Here is a 15,422-nt window from a genome sequence, read left to right on the forward strand (position 1 = left end):
CTTAATGTTCCCGACGTGATATCACCAGCGTCATGTTTTTGTGTGGCGAGTGCTTTTGAGGTCGCGGCCGTTTCTTCAGAATTTGAATCAGTAGCAGAAGAGAGCTTGACCACGCCTGCTCTTGATGTGGATGCTGTTCGCTTCAATAGCTTCTTAATGGTAAGAATTTTTGTATCTTCTGTATCATCCGAAACATCTTCTTCTTTGATGATTTTCGCTATGCCCGCTTCATCTTCTGTGGCGTATGCATAAATGGGATTAACAGTAATCGTGACAGCTGATGCATTGGTTAGATCGATTCGTGCTTCAATCTCTATCTGAATATACTCACTACTATCAACATCAGGAACAAGAGATTCAGGGTAAGCACCATAAGCGATTAGATTATCATTATCATCGTACAATCCGAACTCACGAACCGTTTCTCCCGCGTGAGGTAACCCTACGTAAGAGATGACGTTAATAAGATACTCATCAGAGTTTCCTTCGTGTATATCTACTCGACCAAATTCATTAACCAGACTGGTAAAGGAAGTGTCAGGCTGAACATAAATTCCATTTGAGTCACCAAGTGCCATGGCGACGAGGTTCACTTTTGTGCCTGAGTTATATGCGTCTTCGATAAGACTCAAACCAAGATCTGTCACGACCATGTAATATTGATTATCTGCCATCGTTATACCTTTGTTTTTATCACTATGCGTTTACGAGAGCGCACTACGCTGGGACTGAAGATGAGCCCTTCTGATGGTTCGTTTTTAATTTTCATTTGCCAATGTTGAGAGCCTTGTTTGTTGCTCTCAACTAGCGTGACGACGTTCTCATAGTCTTTTTGATTCAACCCACCTTTGTCTTGAATCACTTCAACCAAAAAGGTGCCCTTAGCGCCGATTGGATTCATTTGATGCCAAACGGTCAGCGTTGGGTTGAAGCCTGTTAGGTCTAACGCTCGTTTTACAGCCCAGACCGTGCCTTTGTATCGATAAAGCACTAAGCCTTCTTTGACGACTTCACGCTTTCTCTCAACTGTCCAAGCGTCATCCCAGGTATCGACCCGAAACCACCAAGAAAGCCAGGGTAAGTAAGACTCGTGGACGTTATCAATATCGAGAACCTGAAGGCCATGAATGGCTAAGCGAAGCTCGTCCATCTCTTGCGTCGTCAAGAGGCTCAAAGCTCGGAGTCGAACGTCTTGCTTTAAGATTTTGGGAAGCATTATTTCGTCTCGTTTATCCAGTGGTTATAGGATATTCAAACCTGACCACATAATTTCCGTTCGGCAGATGGACGCTATATATAAAGACACAATGCAGGCTCCAAATTACTCCCTACGAGAAAAACTATGAGCACTGACAATCAAACTAAAAACCCCGTTGAAACCGGATTAGAGCCAGAAGTTCGAACCTTCACTTTGGAAGATATTGCCCGTGCAATGATGGAGTTTGATATCTGCATGTTGAACACGCCGATTCAATTTGGTGGGATGGAACTCAACTGTGCTAAGCGAGTGCGCAAAGCGCTGGTTAAGGACCGAATTGAAGCGGTGCGTTTCACCAAAGAGCAATACGGTTTTGAATCTAACGATGCCATCACTGCGCATATCGCCTCGAGCATTTTAGTGTTTGGCGAACGCACTGAAGAGAAGCGAGATGAGCATGGCAAGCTCACGAACTTGGGTATGAAAGGCGAAGTGGTGATTCCTGTCGACATGCTGATTAACCTGCCCTATGAAGAGCACATCAACTTGGCTCACCTAATGGGAAAGAGCTAAACCTCGCACGAATCAAACAGAATATTTTTGATCACTCTTTTCGACTGCTCACCCACAAGAAAATCGGTCTTGTCTCCGTTGGCGAATTACTCAATGCCGACTGGGCGCAATATACATATCTCATAGAGGTCTTTAATCATGGCAATAAATAAGGACAGTGGTTACGCGTTAGAGCTCATTGTTGGGGTTAAAGATGCGTTTACTCAGCAGTCGAAAAAGATTGAAAAAGAATCGAATAAGCTGGAGCGAGAGTTTAAACAGCTGCAAAAAACCACCGCGGATGTTGATGCCTTTAAAAAGGCTGAATTGGCCATTGAACAATTGACCGACGCTGAAAAACAATACTCAAAAATTCTAGGACAAAAGAAGGATGAACTCCCCAAACTGAAAGCTGAGCTTGCCAAAGTGACACAGCAATCTCGAATCATGGCCAATGAAGAATCCAAACTGCAAGCGACCATCAATAAGCTTCGTACCGATATGGCGGGGTTAAGTGACGCTGGCAGCACCAATACCAAAACGTTTAAGAAAAAAACGGGGGCCGTTGCACAAGCTGAGCGCACATTGCAGGCGTATCAATCGAAACTAAAAAGTACAACTCAAGATGAAAACCGTATTCGCTCTTCTATCTCTGCGACGGAGCGTGAGCTTGGTGATTTAACGAAGGCTCACCAGAAGAGTACCAATGAGATTAAAGCGCATGAGCGATTAGTATCACGCTTAGGCCACTCATTAAAAGAGGCGGGGCTCGATGTCAATGACATCATCCAAGAAGAGAAACGGCTGCAAGGCCAACTCAATCGAACCAATAAAGAGATTTCAGAGCAAGGTCGAGAGCTCGGCAAGTTACAACACTTTGAAAAGCTGGGGGCGATTGCTGGAGGGGCTATGGCATCAGCAGGCTTCGCCTGGGCGGGCAATGATAAGTCTCGAAATGAACGTCTCCTTGCTGCTCGCAGTAGCTATTCATTAGAAGAGGTGCAATCGACCTCTCAACGACAATTTCGTACCGACTTGATTCGGATGTATGGTGCAGACCAAGAGAGCATTTTCGCTGCTCAAGCCCTCGCTAAACAGCAAAATTTAGGTGACGAAGATACTCAGGCATTAACAAAAGCCACTATCCAATTACAAAAGATTTTCCCTGATTATTCATCCCCCGAAACCGTTCGTGCCCTTGCCAATATTTCAAAAGGGTTTGGCATCAGCATCGAGGAGGCTGCGAATAAGGTTTACGCCACCAGCTCAATGGTCGGTGATGCTAATGGGGATTTGCTCGATACTTTCGCTGAATACTCGCCTCTACTCGGTGACAAGATTTCATTTGACCAATTTGCAGCCTCTATTGTTCGCGCCCGTCAAGCCGGTGTTTGGAATACAGATAAGGTAGGTGATTCATTTAAAGAATCCTTTATGGCTCGTTTTAGTGATAGCGATGAGTTTGCCAAATTGGTGGGGCAAGGCGATAAAGCGGGCACCATTGATGCCATCACTGATACCGATTTGCGTAACCGAATTAAAGAAGCCTCTTACCGAGTACGCAGTGACGTTGAAACAGGCAATGCGCCAGGTAACAACTATGCTGCATTATTGGCTTTAGTGAATAGTGCAAACAAAACCGATGCTGCCACCGTCAAACCCATTCTCGAAGCCATAGGTGGCACAATCCTGTCTGAAGATATTGGCACCAAAGGCTTAGACGCAATGCAGCAAGGTCTGCAAGAAGGGGGAAAGGTCTTTGACGGTGTTGATTCTCTTGATGATGCCGCTCAAGGAGTATCAACTTCTATCGACAAAGCCAAGCAATCATTCAATGCGACGACTGACACAGTATCTAACAGTGCGGCTAAGTTAATCGATAAGTTTGATGACTTAGGGACAGCGGTTTCCAATGTGACAGGCTCCGCGACTGGAGCTATGAATGAGAACTCTGGATTGGGTTATGCGGGTCTTGTCGGCGGCATAGGCGCAACAGCTTTCGGGGGAATGATTGCTGCCCGTCTTGGTAAAAAAGCCCTGGGTAAAATCCTTGGCACTGCAATGGGCACACAAGGCGGCTTCAAACCTGCGAGTATCTTTAGTGGCTTATTTAGTCAGTCGGCTGCTGAGCCGGTGGCGAAGGTCGCTAAAGGGTCGAGCTTTTGGTCGAGTGCGGGGAAAAAGGTAATGGATGGCGGTAAAGGTGTTCTCAAAAAGCTGCCAGTGGTGGGTCGAGTTCTAAGTGCGACCTCAACGGGATTATTTACAAAGTCAGCCACGAAACCAGTAAACAATGTCGCCAAAGGAGCAAGCCCGTGGTCCTCTGCTGGGGAAAAAGTAATAAATGGTGGTAAAGGCGCTCTCAAGAAACTCCCCGTCATTGGTACGGCTTTGAATGCGGCCTCTATTGGCATGAGCGCCATTGAGGGAGATACGGAAGGAGTTTGGCGTGGTATTGGAGCCACGGCTGGAACCACACTAGGCGGTCTCGCGGGGAGTTTGTTTGGTGGCTTTGGTGCCGTCCCTGGTGCGATTGCTGGCTCTGTGGCGGGTGATGAGATTGCAGGTTGGTTATACGATATTTTCAATGGTAAGGATGATCCTGTTAACCAACAGGCTGTCGCTCAAGTGGAGCAAACGGTTCAATCTGCGACAATGCAACCCAGAAACGCCATCAGTCAGCCACCAGCCACAATCGAAGTGAGTTTTGCACCTGTCATTCAACTGGAAGCGGTGAGCTCTGAGGCCGATGTGATGGCACAAACCTTAGTGGCAGCCCTGCGTGATATGACGCCTCAGCTCAAACAGACATTGCATGATGTGATGGATGAACTTTGGAAAGATATGGATCATGTTGACCTCAACTAAAAATAAATATACTGTATTTTTATACAGTATATTTAAAAGGAGAGTTTATTATGCGCGTTGATATGATCGTCAAAGCTTCTGGTTTACCCAAAGGGACATTCTCTTTGATTGAGCCAGAAATTCAAAAGCGTTTGTCGGTACTCGATCCCGAAGTTTGTGTCCGTATCCGCAAGGGTGAAAACAATCATCTGGACATCATGGAAAGGGATAAAACCAAAAAAGAGAAAGCCCATGCGCTTTTGGAAGAGATGTTCAATGAAGCGGACGAGTGGTTGTACAACTAAATATGACAAAGGCGCAATTAAGCGCCTTTTCTTTTTAAGTTACAGACTAATATTGAATATTTCTCATCGACTCCAGCGTTTGTTCAAACGTTTCCTCTTCCATTTCAATGCCGATAAAACGTCGATTTAAACTCAAACACGCCTTACCTGTAGAGCCACTGCCCATAAACGCATCGAGCACCACATCATGTTCACGGCTGCTGGCGGTAATGATATGTTGCAGTAAGTCTTGTGGTTTTTCGCAAGGATGCTTACCTGGATAATATTGCACCGGAGCAAACTGCCAGACATCGGTATAAGGCACCTCACTGGTGACGGAGAACGGTCGACGTAAATGTTCGTATTGCGCTTTTAGATCATCGTATTCCAATACCAAGTTTTGGTAGTTATTTTTTAAAGCGTCATACTCCTCCACTAGGTCGCCATGCGTCTTGGTTAATTCTCCCTTTTTACTTGCGAAAAGCTGTTGAAGCTTTTGGTATTGTGCTTTGTTGGGGAGTTTCCATTGGCTTTCACTAAACCAATGAGAGCACATTTGTGTCCCTGTTGCCGCATTGATTTCTTTTGCTGTCACACCAAGCTGTTTACGAGCATTGATGAAGTAATCCATCAAAGGTTTGAATACGTGTTTCTTGAGCTCATTGCATTGAGAAGCGTAACCAGAGCAACCTTTGGCATAGCCTTCAGCGTTATAGTGGCCAGCAAATAAAATACGCTCGGTGGACGGAAAGAACATGCGCAAGTCCGGTTTGTGCATTCTTCGCCATGGGCCTGACGGTTTGGCCCAAATGATGTGGTTAAACACTTCAAAGCGGCTTCTGATGAGAATTTCAGTATCACTGGCCAACTTTGAACCACAGAACAGATAAAGACCTCCTGAGGGTTTAAGGATTCGCCAGAACTCGAGAAGCACTTCATCGAGCCAGGCTAGAAATGAAGCGACATCTGGCCACTGATTGTCCCAGGCATTACGTTTGACTTGGAAGTATGGTGGGTCGGTTAAAATCAGATCAACGGAGTTGTCTTCAAGCGTTTTAAGGTAGGTTAAACAATCGGCATGGATGAGGGTGGCACGGCCATCGTGCAGTGTGTGTTGGTGCATTCTTATCTCCTGTTAGCAAGAGCCTTGAACACAAATAGCGATTGAAAGCCGCCAGCAATAAAGAATTAAAGCTGGCGGCGTTTTGCTGCTTCCTCTCCAATTCCTTTATCAAAAAGGTCTTGGGTCTCAGGTACTCAAGGCATCAAAACACCTATCAACCTTATCACGCAAAACTGTGTATTTATACAGTTAATTATTTCGAATTAATTGCGTTAAATCTGGATAGGGAAGCTGCGAGAGCTGCTCGATAACAAAGGCCACGTGATGGACAGAGTGCTCAGGCAGCATTTGGGATACAGAGACAGGGTCAACATGACCTTGTTTAGACTGTTCAATAATCAAACTCACCAACGTTTTATGTTCAGATTTAATCGTTAACATGCTGAAATTCCATGTAAATTCAAAGACGTCACGACACTATTATGGTGTGCAGAGAATAGCCAGTTGTTTGCAAACGGCTATGTTAAAAGTATTGCCACCCTGTTTAATATTGTATTTTAGAAAAACGGACGATATAGTGAAGTTAGGTATCTGTGCAACCTGTTAGCCGCCCTTGGCGAAGCTCCCTTCTGAGTAGCACTTTTTTCGCATTACTTTCTTCTGAACGCAGAAGTTGAAGGCGGCTCAACTCGCTGTGTATACAGGAGAACGTTTATGTTCACGACAAAACTATTCCCTTCAGGTCGCTCCATTGCTCGTTGTAAGGATGACGCAAAAAAGATGGTGCGTCTTAGTAAGCAAACAGATCTACCTATAACTTTGAACACTGCCCTCGAGTTGGTGGCTAAGGATAATGGTGTCCCTTTACCATGGGCTGAGGCGATAAATCACCTAACGTCACCACGACTGCCAAAAACAACTCGAATAGCACAAGGGCATCTGTTAGGTCATGCCCTCAATAAGCTTTTAGACGAAAAAAGGGTTAGCCTAAACCCAATCTCAGAAATTAAAGAAGGTTTCTTGGAATGTAGATTACTTGGGAAAAATACCATCATTCTTTGGACTGATGCAGGTTACTCAGAAATTAGGTTGTCGGTATGGTGGAACTTTGATAAACGTCACCATCCACAGCACCCAGATGGAGGGTTTAAAGGTAAAATTCTTCCTGAGGAAATTTCAGACGATGATTACTTTCATCTAGTCATGCAAAATAAAGAAGTGATACATAGTAGTTCAAATACCATCGAAAGGTATAACTGCTCTACACCTTTAGCTAAACCTCAATCTTACAAAAAATTTGTTGGCGTCATGTGTAGTACTTGGGTCGAGCGTAAACAAGGGCAGTACTTGCAACTGTCTAACGACCACAAGCCCCACGATAGTTATATTCGCAATAGTGATAGGGAAGCGCTGACAACCATACCTGATTGTATTCCTAAAGGCTTTAGTCTGACGGGACGATTCCACTTCTAATAATACCAGCGGTTTGCTGAGTACTCCCTCACATACAAAGCGGCAGGCTTAGTTGTTTGCCGCTGTTACAGTTAGTGCACTATTGATCTGACTATTGCTTGATCATATTGATCTTTAGTTAAACCGATTAATTGATACGCATCTGTTTCACCAAACGCACTGGCGAGCGCCACAACTCTTAATGAGTCATCCAGTTCAAGCACAAACTGCACGCTAGGTAAAAAGTCCCCACTTTCCAGCTCATCAAAAGCGAACAACACCTCATCAGGCGAGGTCATCAACTTCTCTTGTATCATTTCCCGAAACGGCTCTAGCTCTGGCGATTGCTTTATCGCGTTATTGAGTGTGGTAGCCAATAAGCCTTGTTTCGCGACGGCTTCAGCTTGCTCTTTTAAGACGCGTTTACTTTGTGCGTGAGAGTAGTTGAGTATGCGTTGGGTCAGTCCATATTCTTGCGCCCGCTCCATCATCGATACTGGCAGCGTTTTCATTGATACTAATGGCGAGCTAGTAAACTGATGCTCTTTGCCTGTTGTCGCATCCTTATCCAAGGCTGTGCCACTGACCTCTGCAGAGGCTCGTCGCATCGATGCGGGTAGTGCTTCATATTGCTTGCGTGATAACACTGAAACGGTCGCGCGGCATTTATGGTGATTGGGCGGGTAAAAGCTTTCCCAAAACGGATCGTCTTTGGGCTTAATCACGCCATCGAGCTTTCTGCACAGCTCTGTGGTGCCCGAATCGAGCACCGACGAATAAACCAAAAACTCGACTAAATCATTATGAGCAATTTGGGTCCAGCGACCTGAATTGTATGCGGTCATCATATTGTTGCGATAATGCAGCTCTAACCAATAAGGATTGACCTGAGAGAGTCCTTCTTGCTCAAGAAGTTGACGGAGGTTCCCTAACGTTTCAGAGCGTGATGCGCCGCTTTCTAATGCCTCTTCATAACGTTTTTTAACGCGATTGACCGCATCAATACTGGAAACGTTTGCCACGGTAAAGGCACGCAACTTCATTGCCGCTTCCATCTGCCGATACGCTTTGGTATCGGTCGGTATCATGGCTTTAAGTGAATCAATCGCTTCCTGAAAAGGCACCTCATCCACGGCAAGATAAATCGGCGCGTAAGTGAGTTCGAGAGGTTTATCGCTGGCATCATTGATCGCATTATGGATATGCGCTTGGCCCAGTAGCCAACTCACCATCATCGAAGCGGCATAGATGTTGGTGTATTGTGTTGTCACTTGGGTGATATCGATATCGTCTGGATTTGAATGCGCTTTGAACGCCGCTTCCAGTTCGCTTGAAAGGCTTTTGACGGTTAATGAAAGCGCCTCATCTTCGAGGCGCTGTAATTTGGTAAGGTTATCGGTCTCTTGTTTATCAAGACTTTTTAAAGCAGACATAAATGCTTTCCTGGTGCATCTGAAAGATACGTGGGCTTATCAGCGGTTGTCGGCTCATTGACGATATTGTTCACCAACTCTTTATAAGCGTCCTCATCCACTCGAATTTTAAGACTGCCTTCGCGACCATTAGCTAAGAATATCCATTTAAACAGCGTGTCGTTAAGCGTCTTATGCACCATACGAGCATCGCGTTTGGAGACGCGCATGCCCGCTCTTTCATGAACTTCACCCAATGACCGCGAGCCGTATTTTTGATTACCGTTCGTCAAGGTTTGACCGGTGATGCGCTTAGCGATTTTGTTATCAATGTATTCAATGGTTCGAAGCAGTTCATCCACCTTACCGTTTGCATCAAGGGTGACGATTTCTTTTACACCAGAGAGTGCTACCGCATCTCCGTTCATCACAGGGGCTAACGAGTTGGCTATCGCTTGTACGTCATCCCCGCCATTGGCATTTTCAGCCAGAGCAATCGCGGTTGGGATCGCGTATTTCTCACCCAGTCGCTCGATGTTGGCCCAGCTTATCCATTTACTTTGCCAAATGGGCCACACTGACTCTAAGATGGTTTCGCCATATGGACGCTCGGTGGTTGCATTGCGCAGCACAGGAATGACTTTCCCTGCCACAGGCGTTTTCGCTGTGTAGTCCACGGCGCTATACACTAAAGTGCCATCTTTTAATAAGCGAAAGTCTTCAGGCCGTTTGGGCTCTGAGTGGATGAGACAAAGCTGTGAGCCGACTTTCTCCCAGATAAGCTCTACGGGCATAAAACCAAATTCCGTCGCACTTAACATCTGCTCCATCAACATTTCTAAATCAAAGTCTGCCATCACTTCGTTGTAAAACGCAATGTCATTGGCTGAGCCTTCCATCACGTAGGGCACCGTCATGGCCGTGGCATGACGCATTTCAATGCTTGATGCGACCTCTTCATCGAGCAACATGGCGCGAATGGCCCCAAAGTAGTAGTTGCTGCTTTGGTAGCGAGCGTTGCCGAGCTCTGCAGGTAATGGGTAGTGATTAACGATAACGTCGGTGGGAAGCCGAGCGATAAGGGACGATAATGTGAGATTCTTTATCACGGGCAATCGCAGCTCCTGTGTATTGAGCACCGCTTTCAGTGCCATTATTAAGGCCAAGCAAGGCGTTGATTAATGCGAGCGCTTCGTCTTTGCGGTCATCAAAATCAAACTCGCTGATTTCACCTAACTCGTAAATTGCCCTTTGAGTCATGCCTTCAGCCAACACTTCTTTGTCATCCTCGCTATAAAGGCGAGACAAGGCATTCTTTTGACCAAGATAGGCATAGCACCAACGCGCGGCGGATTGACAAGCGGTTTGAGCGTTGCTCTCATCGTTGTAAGTTAAGGAGTGGTAGATTTGTTCATCCAGGGAGCTCGATACTCCCTGGATGGTGACCATCGCTCTTAACTCGGTAAGGGTAATAGCCATTATCACTCCTTACTTCAGTGCGTCATCCGCCCAGCAGATGGCATCGACGACAACCGCAGGCAAAGGTTTTGACATGGTGTACACATCCGCGCCACTTGGGTCATCGACTTTCTTCACCTTCGAGAAGAAAGGTAAGGCCTGAAGGCCTGCGTCCAAATCATCGAGCGCGGCATAGTACGGTGTGTGTCCCGCATCAAGGTCAATCATCACCATCTTGTCATCATCAACGGTTTTTACGCGGGTTTTCGTCCCGCCTACCATGGTTTCGTATGAACCATTTTCAAGGTTGATGAGGTAGCCGCCTACATTGACTTGACCCTTGCTGACTTTCACATCGAGCACGTTGGATTTATTTTGTCCTGCTAAGGTAACAATGCGAGCAAACAACGTTTTACCACTCAATACTTCCAAGTTTGCGCCATAACCTTTCGCTTGAATGGCTTCATCCATTTCTTGCAAGGCGGTGTACACGTGTTCGATGGTGGCGTCTGTGGCTTTCAGTGAGCTGTTAAAGTTGTAGCGAAGGGTTTCCCCAAAGTCCACTTCAAACAATTCCATTGCGCCGTCTGCAGTTTTCATTGGGTAGGCAATCTTGCCTGTCAGCGATTGAGCGCACAGCGCTTCAGTTGAGACTTCAATCTTGCGCATCACACCAAACTGAAGCATTTCAAAAAACTTTTGAATGTTCTTTAAACCTAATGCCTTGAGGTTGTTGAGCTCCGCTGCTGACACATGCGATACCGTCGAAAAACCCTGTGGCTCGATGGATTGAGTTTCTAAGTCATTACCACCAAGCTGATACGCTTTGGTGCCGCGACGTACCACCGGAATGTTAGACAGGGTCTCTTTGAGTACATTCCAGGGGATGCGCACACTTGGGTAAAACACCGCATCCCCAAACACCTTCTTGCGAATACGCATAGGCACTGGCTTGCGCTTTTTGTAGTTGTTCAGCAGCTCTGCCCACTCTTGAGGGGCTAACAGACCGCGTAAAATATCAATAATATCCATGCTTTGTTCTCTTTATAGCCGCTTATCAAACAGCGGCATGCATTAATGGGTGGGGTTATTTGTCTAAGGCTGACTCAGAAGCGTTGTTGTCTGATTGTGCGTCACCATCGGGGGATGGCTCTGAGTCTTCTTTTGGCTCATCCGCAATCACCAAGTCAACGCTATCTTCGACGCGTGGGTATTCCCCTTTTTTCGTTAGGGCGACATAAATCGTCACTTCACCATCACCAACAGGGGTGATAAGTCCTAATTTCTCATCGACGGTGGCCACGGCTTCATCACTAGAGGTGTACTTTACGATTTGCTCATAAGGGTTATTGAGAACAAAATTCAAACCGCCGCTTTGCACATCAACGCCAAGCTCTGAGTACACAACCGGTGAATCATCCACTTTACGAAAACCGACAGGCTCGAGTTTCAACTTACCTTCTGACTCATCGTCGATATTTGGCGTAGCCTGCAGCGCGGGTTTGCCCATTTGATGATAAGCATCACCTTCACGTTTTAATGTGTGAAGCTTCGCGATGGCTTGCTCAATCAAATCGTTACGGCGTGAATGATGCAGCAGTGTGCGTGGGTGAGCACCCATTTGAACAAAGGCATTCGACGCGTCACGCAGCGCTTTAGAAAAGACTCCATCTTGTTTGGCTTTTTGTTGCTCTAGGGGACTCATAACCAGGCTCCTTCTGCAAAGAGTTGAACGCAAGAAAGCGTAAATTCATTCGCGGCGGTGAGCGCAGAGTCATCCGCAAGCACCACACGGTCGCGAAGGTACGCGCCAAGGCGAAGTACTGAAACAGACCCATCACCTTTCATTTGTTTGGTGGTGACTACCCCTAGCGTCACTTGAGTGACGGTAAGATTGCCAGCGCCATCATCTTGAACGGTGATCAACGGGGAGCCGTCCCAACGCCCAGTGATCATGCCATCAGTGATCACCACGGCATGACCTGGCTCTAAATCGGTGATGCCATTAACCATCATTTGTTGGATGACGTTGCCACCGGTATAACTGCCGACAATGGCGGGTGCGCCCTTGATGGTGGTTTTCATTCCAAATTCCATTACCAACCCTCCGGATCAAAGTTATCTTTTTGAGCATTGCCTCCATCGGCAAGCTCTAGATTTTGAGTCAATGCATCCCACGCTGACTTTTTAGGTGGGGTTGCACTCTTTTCAGGCATCGCAGTCAGCATACCTTTGAGCTGGCTGTAACGATTACCGTCGCCTGATGCGCAAAGTTCAATCGACGAAGCACCTTCAATCATGACTTTCACACTCTTGCGAAGCTCGTCGCTCATTTCACGCGAGTCCGCAAGTTCGGTCAGTGTTTCCTTACGATCGCCTGCCAACGTTTCTTGCATCGCAGTAACCGCACCGTTTGATTTGTCGTCATCGGTCTTAGTCGGCTCTCCATCTTTGTTTTGCTCACCTTCTTTTTTAACTGGCGGCGTATTAGGTTTAATCCCCATACCGTCAAGCTGCTCTTTGACGACATCGCCAAGCAGCGTTTTGAGTTCGTCTTTCTTCATGGTTATTCCTGTTTCATTGTCATCAGAGCCAGGTTGAGTACCGACATCTGCACTGAGATAGATAGCGTCATCACAAAAGTCGCTATCGCTTAGATCCACCACATCACGGGTTTTCGTGTCCGCCGCCGGAGGAAGCTGCCCCAAGAAGGCAAGGTGGTGCATGTACCACTCACCCTCTTTATCCGGTACTGGATGGATGCCAGCACTGAAACCTTCAAACTTGCCCGAGTCTTCCAGTGTTTCCATCTCGGGGGTGTAAACCACCTCACCCACAAGGACGGTTTTTCCACTTTTATCGCCACTGCCAGCTTCCGTTCTGAGGTTGGATGCTCGCCCCAACGCGGCAATCTGATCGCTGCCTTTGGTTGGGTGACCTGGGGTCACGGGAGGGCGGGCGTCCGATTTATAATGGCGAACCACCGATTCGAGCTGCGCTTTCGTGACGGGTTGACCATTTTTTTGAATGCCATCTGCCACAATTTCCAACTTACGAATTCGCATATCGACTCCTTATAAGGTCACGGTGATACCAAATTGCCCTGGTGCATCCGGCGGGTATTTCGCACCGGTTTGCATGTCGAGCATGAACACGCGTCCAGAGGTATTGCTGATCTCAATAAAATGCACAGCAATGTTGGCGGTGTACGGCGAGCCTTCATCGTTATAACCAGGCACCGGTGGGTTTTTCACAAACCCATGAATACGAGTAATACCCGCATCAATGATCTTGGTCCCTGTTTCGGAATCCAGCATGCGTACTTGTCCGGTGAGGCGCAGCTTGATCCACCCATCGTTATTGGTCAGTTGAACCACGTCGCCAAGCGCCACCGATTGAAACTCCACCGTTGCCGTTGGGGCTTCGTACTTGCCGGTTGGCACTTCGACATCACCCAAACCACCTAAGCCGCCCACCGTGGCCATCTTGCGCTGTAGGTCGCTGCTTGCGCTTTTTACGCGTCCGACGTATTGGGTTTCATTAATGAACGCCATCTGGTCACGCCAGACCACACTTTTCTCTGCCATGACTTACCTCATGCAATCAGTTTGTTAAAGGCGCTTTCTAGCCCTTCAACGTAAATTTCAGCTTCAAATTCCACACTCTGCATAGGCACAGGCGGTGTCATTCGATAGCGGTACTTAATTTTGCCTTGCATCAGATTGGTGAGCGGGTTGTCACCGGCATCAATTGACACATTGCTGTACACCAATGCGGTGCCTTCTTTCGAGCGAAGATAATCGTTCACCGTATCTTTCACGCGGCCACAGGTCGTATTGGCAATGTCCGTTGGGCTGGTGAACATCGGAAAGTCTAAGAACTGACGTGTAGCGTCCTCAATGCTTTCCTCTATGATGTCTGCCGTTCGGCGAACCGATAAAAACGACAGGTAATCGCTCTTGGCTGGAAATGCGCTGGAGTAGTTACCAAAGTTCTTCCAACCGCCATGATTCATCAGCGTGGTAATGCCATTCACATTTAAGTAGTTCACATCACACGATGGATCGCTTGGGATGTAATCGAGTTCAATGGAAGGGCCTATCACATCGGCCATGACATAGTTTGATGGAGAGCACCAGTAACCGGTTTCCGGCACAATGTTCTGCTCGGTTTGGTTGCGGTCTACCTGAGCAATGAGGCCGCACAAGCTTGGCGCGTACCAATCGACCACCGTTGCTCCGTCTTCATCTAAAACTTTGGGACGTGGCCAGCCGACATACGCTCGTTGTGAGGTGTACTTTTGCTTCCAAGCGTACGCCTCAGTGGGTGTTGAAATATGCTCCGGCATATCTCCTACCCAAATGCCGCGGATAGTACTGACCGCTGCCACGGCGAGCCCCATTGCGCCATCCTTGTGTAAGATGCCTGGAGCCATGTTGATTTTGGATGAAAAGCCGTAGCTCTGTTTCGCTTTACGCAGTAACGGTAGCGCTTCCATGAATTTTGCTAGCAGCGCATCCGTCACGCGAGCCACAGTCAGAACATAAGTCAACGCTATGCCAGCAACGTCACCCACATTAATAGTCACATCGTTGTCATTGGTGTAGTTGACGTTGCTCTTGGGTGCGAGCGTCACGGTGACCACCGTTTGACCTTCTGAAAGGGGTGTGATCGTGCCGTCACTACTATCAACCAAGGCAAGGGCTTCATCATCAATGGACCAGACTGCGGTTTGTTCGTACGGATTGATTAACGCGTTGGGCTGAGAGTCTGCACCTAGGAACGCTGTCGCAACAGAATCGCCCAGCGTCGCTGGACTCATGGTCTTGCCTGCGTTTGGGTTGGTTTGAGCGACCGTCACGCCATAGACATGGGCTTCATCTACGTCATTCTCACCCTCATTAAAGGTGACCAAAGCGGTGATGTTAGCAACCCCCGCTTTCACCGGCGTTACTACCCCCGTATCAGCATCCACGGTAGCAATGAGGTCATTGTCTGAGCTGTACGCAATGTGACAAGCGTGAGGGTTTAAAATCGTAACAGGCAAGCTTGCGCCATCATCAATATAAATAGAGACACTGGATGTGCTCATCGTGACGCCAGAGGTCGCAGGTGTTTCAACGTCAGGGAAGTCGCCGTCCTTACCTAAAGGGATT

General features: G+C 47.3%; 17 protein-coding genes. 4 read left to right on the forward strand and 13 right to left on the reverse strand.

Annotated elements, in window-relative coordinates; all coding sequences use genetic code 11:
* Both AB4589_RS21300 and AB4589_RS21305 read right to left on the reverse strand, forming a co-directional pair.
* Positions 1 to 674, reverse strand: a 674-nt coding sequence (locus AB4589_RS21300) for a phage tail protein (protein ID WP_372101646.1), incomplete at its 3' end; no start/stop codon positions are given.
* A gap of 2 nt (positions 675 to 676) precedes the next feature.
* Positions 677 to 1,216 (reverse strand): phage tail protein I, encoded by a 540-nt coding sequence (locus AB4589_RS21305; protein ID WP_372101647.1) that lies wholly within the window; start codon positions 1,214 to 1,216, stop codon positions 677 to 679.
* Between the two features lie 126 nt (positions 1,217 to 1,342).
* Here AB4589_RS21305 and AB4589_RS21310 point away from each other — a divergent pair, with 126 nt between their 5' ends.
* The 3 genes from AB4589_RS21310 (at position 1,343) to AB4589_RS21320 (ending at position 4,902) form a co-directional block, all read left to right on the forward strand.
* Complete coding sequence (locus AB4589_RS21310; RefSeq protein ID WP_372101648.1) at positions 1,343 to 1,771, forward strand: hypothetical protein; 429 nt, start codon at positions 1,343 to 1,345, stop codon at positions 1,769 to 1,771.
* 138 nt (positions 1,772 to 1,909) lie between these two features.
* Entirely contained in the window at positions 1,910 to 4,618 is a 2,709-nt protein-coding gene (locus AB4589_RS21315) for a phage tail tape measure protein (protein ID WP_372101649.1), read from the forward strand.
* 50 nt (positions 4,619 to 4,668) lie between these two features.
* Positions 4,669 to 4,902 (forward strand): DinI-like family protein, encoded by a 234-nt coding sequence (locus AB4589_RS21320; protein ID WP_372101650.1) that lies wholly within the window; start codon positions 4,669 to 4,671, stop codon positions 4,900 to 4,902.
* A gap of 46 nt (positions 4,903 to 4,948) precedes the next feature.
* On the opposite strand, the gene AB4589_RS21325 is transcribed toward AB4589_RS21320, so the two are convergent.
* Both AB4589_RS21325 and AB4589_RS21330 read right to left on the reverse strand, forming a co-directional pair.
* The gene (locus tag AB4589_RS21325) at positions 4,949 to 6,004 is read right to left on the reverse strand and encodes a site-specific DNA-methyltransferase (RefSeq protein WP_372101651.1); all 1,056 of its coding nucleotides are present in this window, start codon (positions 6,002 to 6,004) and stop codon (positions 4,949 to 4,951) included.
* Between the two features lie 189 nt (positions 6,005 to 6,193).
* The gene (locus AB4589_RS21330) at positions 6,194 to 6,385 is read right to left on the reverse strand and encodes a hypothetical protein (protein WP_372101652.1); all 192 of its coding nucleotides are present in this window, start codon (positions 6,383 to 6,385) and stop codon (positions 6,194 to 6,196) included.
* A gap of 273 nt (positions 6,386 to 6,658) precedes the next feature.
* Here AB4589_RS21330 and AB4589_RS21335 point away from each other — a divergent pair, with 273 nt between their 5' ends.
* A complete protein-coding gene (locus AB4589_RS21335) occupies positions 6,659 to 7,417 on the forward strand; it encodes a hypothetical protein (protein ID WP_372101653.1) in 759 nt (252 codons plus the stop codon).
* A 71-nt stretch (positions 7,418 to 7,488) separates the two neighbouring features.
* On the opposite strand, the gene AB4589_RS21340 is transcribed toward AB4589_RS21335, so the two are convergent.
* The 9 genes from AB4589_RS21340 to AB4589_RS21380 all read right to left on the reverse strand — a co-directional run.
* Complete coding sequence (locus AB4589_RS21340) at positions 7,489 to 8,829, reverse strand: phage minor head protein (protein WP_372101654.1); 1,341 nt, start codon at positions 8,827 to 8,829, stop codon at positions 7,489 to 7,491.
* Positions 8,817 to 9,917, reverse strand: coding sequence for a DUF935 family protein (locus tag AB4589_RS21345; protein WP_372101655.1), 1,101 nt, complete (start codon positions 9,915 to 9,917; stop codon positions 8,817 to 8,819). Before AB4589_RS21345 ends, AB4589_RS21340 begins: the two co-directional genes overlap by 13 nt.
* Positions 9,856 to 10,287 carry a hypothetical protein gene (locus AB4589_RS21350; RefSeq protein ID WP_048615440.1) on the reverse strand — a complete coding sequence of 144 codons (432 nt, stop codon included), beginning with the start codon at positions 10,285 to 10,287 and terminating at the stop codon, positions 9,856 to 9,858. The genes AB4589_RS21345 and AB4589_RS21350 overlap by 62 nt, the downstream gene beginning before the upstream one ends.
* Positions 10,288 to 10,296: 9 nt before the next feature.
* Entirely contained in the window at positions 10,297 to 11,298 is a 1,002-nt protein-coding gene (locus AB4589_RS21355) for a major capsid protein (protein WP_372101656.1), read from the reverse strand.
* A gap of 55 nt (positions 11,299 to 11,353) precedes the next feature.
* The gene (locus tag AB4589_RS21360; protein WP_372101657.1) at positions 11,354 to 11,971 is read right to left on the reverse strand and encodes an Ig domain-containing protein; all 618 of its coding nucleotides are present in this window, start codon (positions 11,969 to 11,971) and stop codon (positions 11,354 to 11,356) included.
* Positions 11,968 to 12,351, reverse strand: a complete 384-nt coding sequence (locus AB4589_RS21365; RefSeq protein WP_132715512.1) for a hypothetical protein — start codon at positions 12,349 to 12,351, stop codon at positions 11,968 to 11,970. Before AB4589_RS21365 ends, AB4589_RS21360 begins: the two co-directional genes overlap by 4 nt.
* Before the next feature lie 11 nt (positions 12,352 to 12,362).
* Positions 12,363 to 13,331, reverse strand: coding sequence for a hypothetical protein (locus AB4589_RS21370; protein WP_372101658.1), 969 nt, complete (start codon positions 13,329 to 13,331; stop codon positions 12,363 to 12,365).
* Between the two features lie 9 nt (positions 13,332 to 13,340).
* On the reverse strand, positions 13,341 to 13,853 hold the full coding sequence (locus AB4589_RS21375) for a phage major tail tube protein (protein WP_372101659.1): 513 nt from the start codon (positions 13,851 to 13,853) through the stop codon (positions 13,341 to 13,343).
* An 8-nt stretch (positions 13,854 to 13,861) separates the two neighbouring features.
* A partial coding sequence (locus tag AB4589_RS21380; RefSeq protein WP_372101660.1) for a phage tail sheath family protein occupies positions 13,862 to 15,422 on the reverse strand: 1,561 nt, incomplete at its 5' end.

It is taken from the genome of Vibrio sp. 10N.222.49.A3, assembly GCF_041475145.1.
GTDB classification, from domain to species: domain Bacteria; phylum Pseudomonadota; class Gammaproteobacteria; order Enterobacterales; family Vibrionaceae; genus Vibrio; species Vibrio tasmaniensis_A.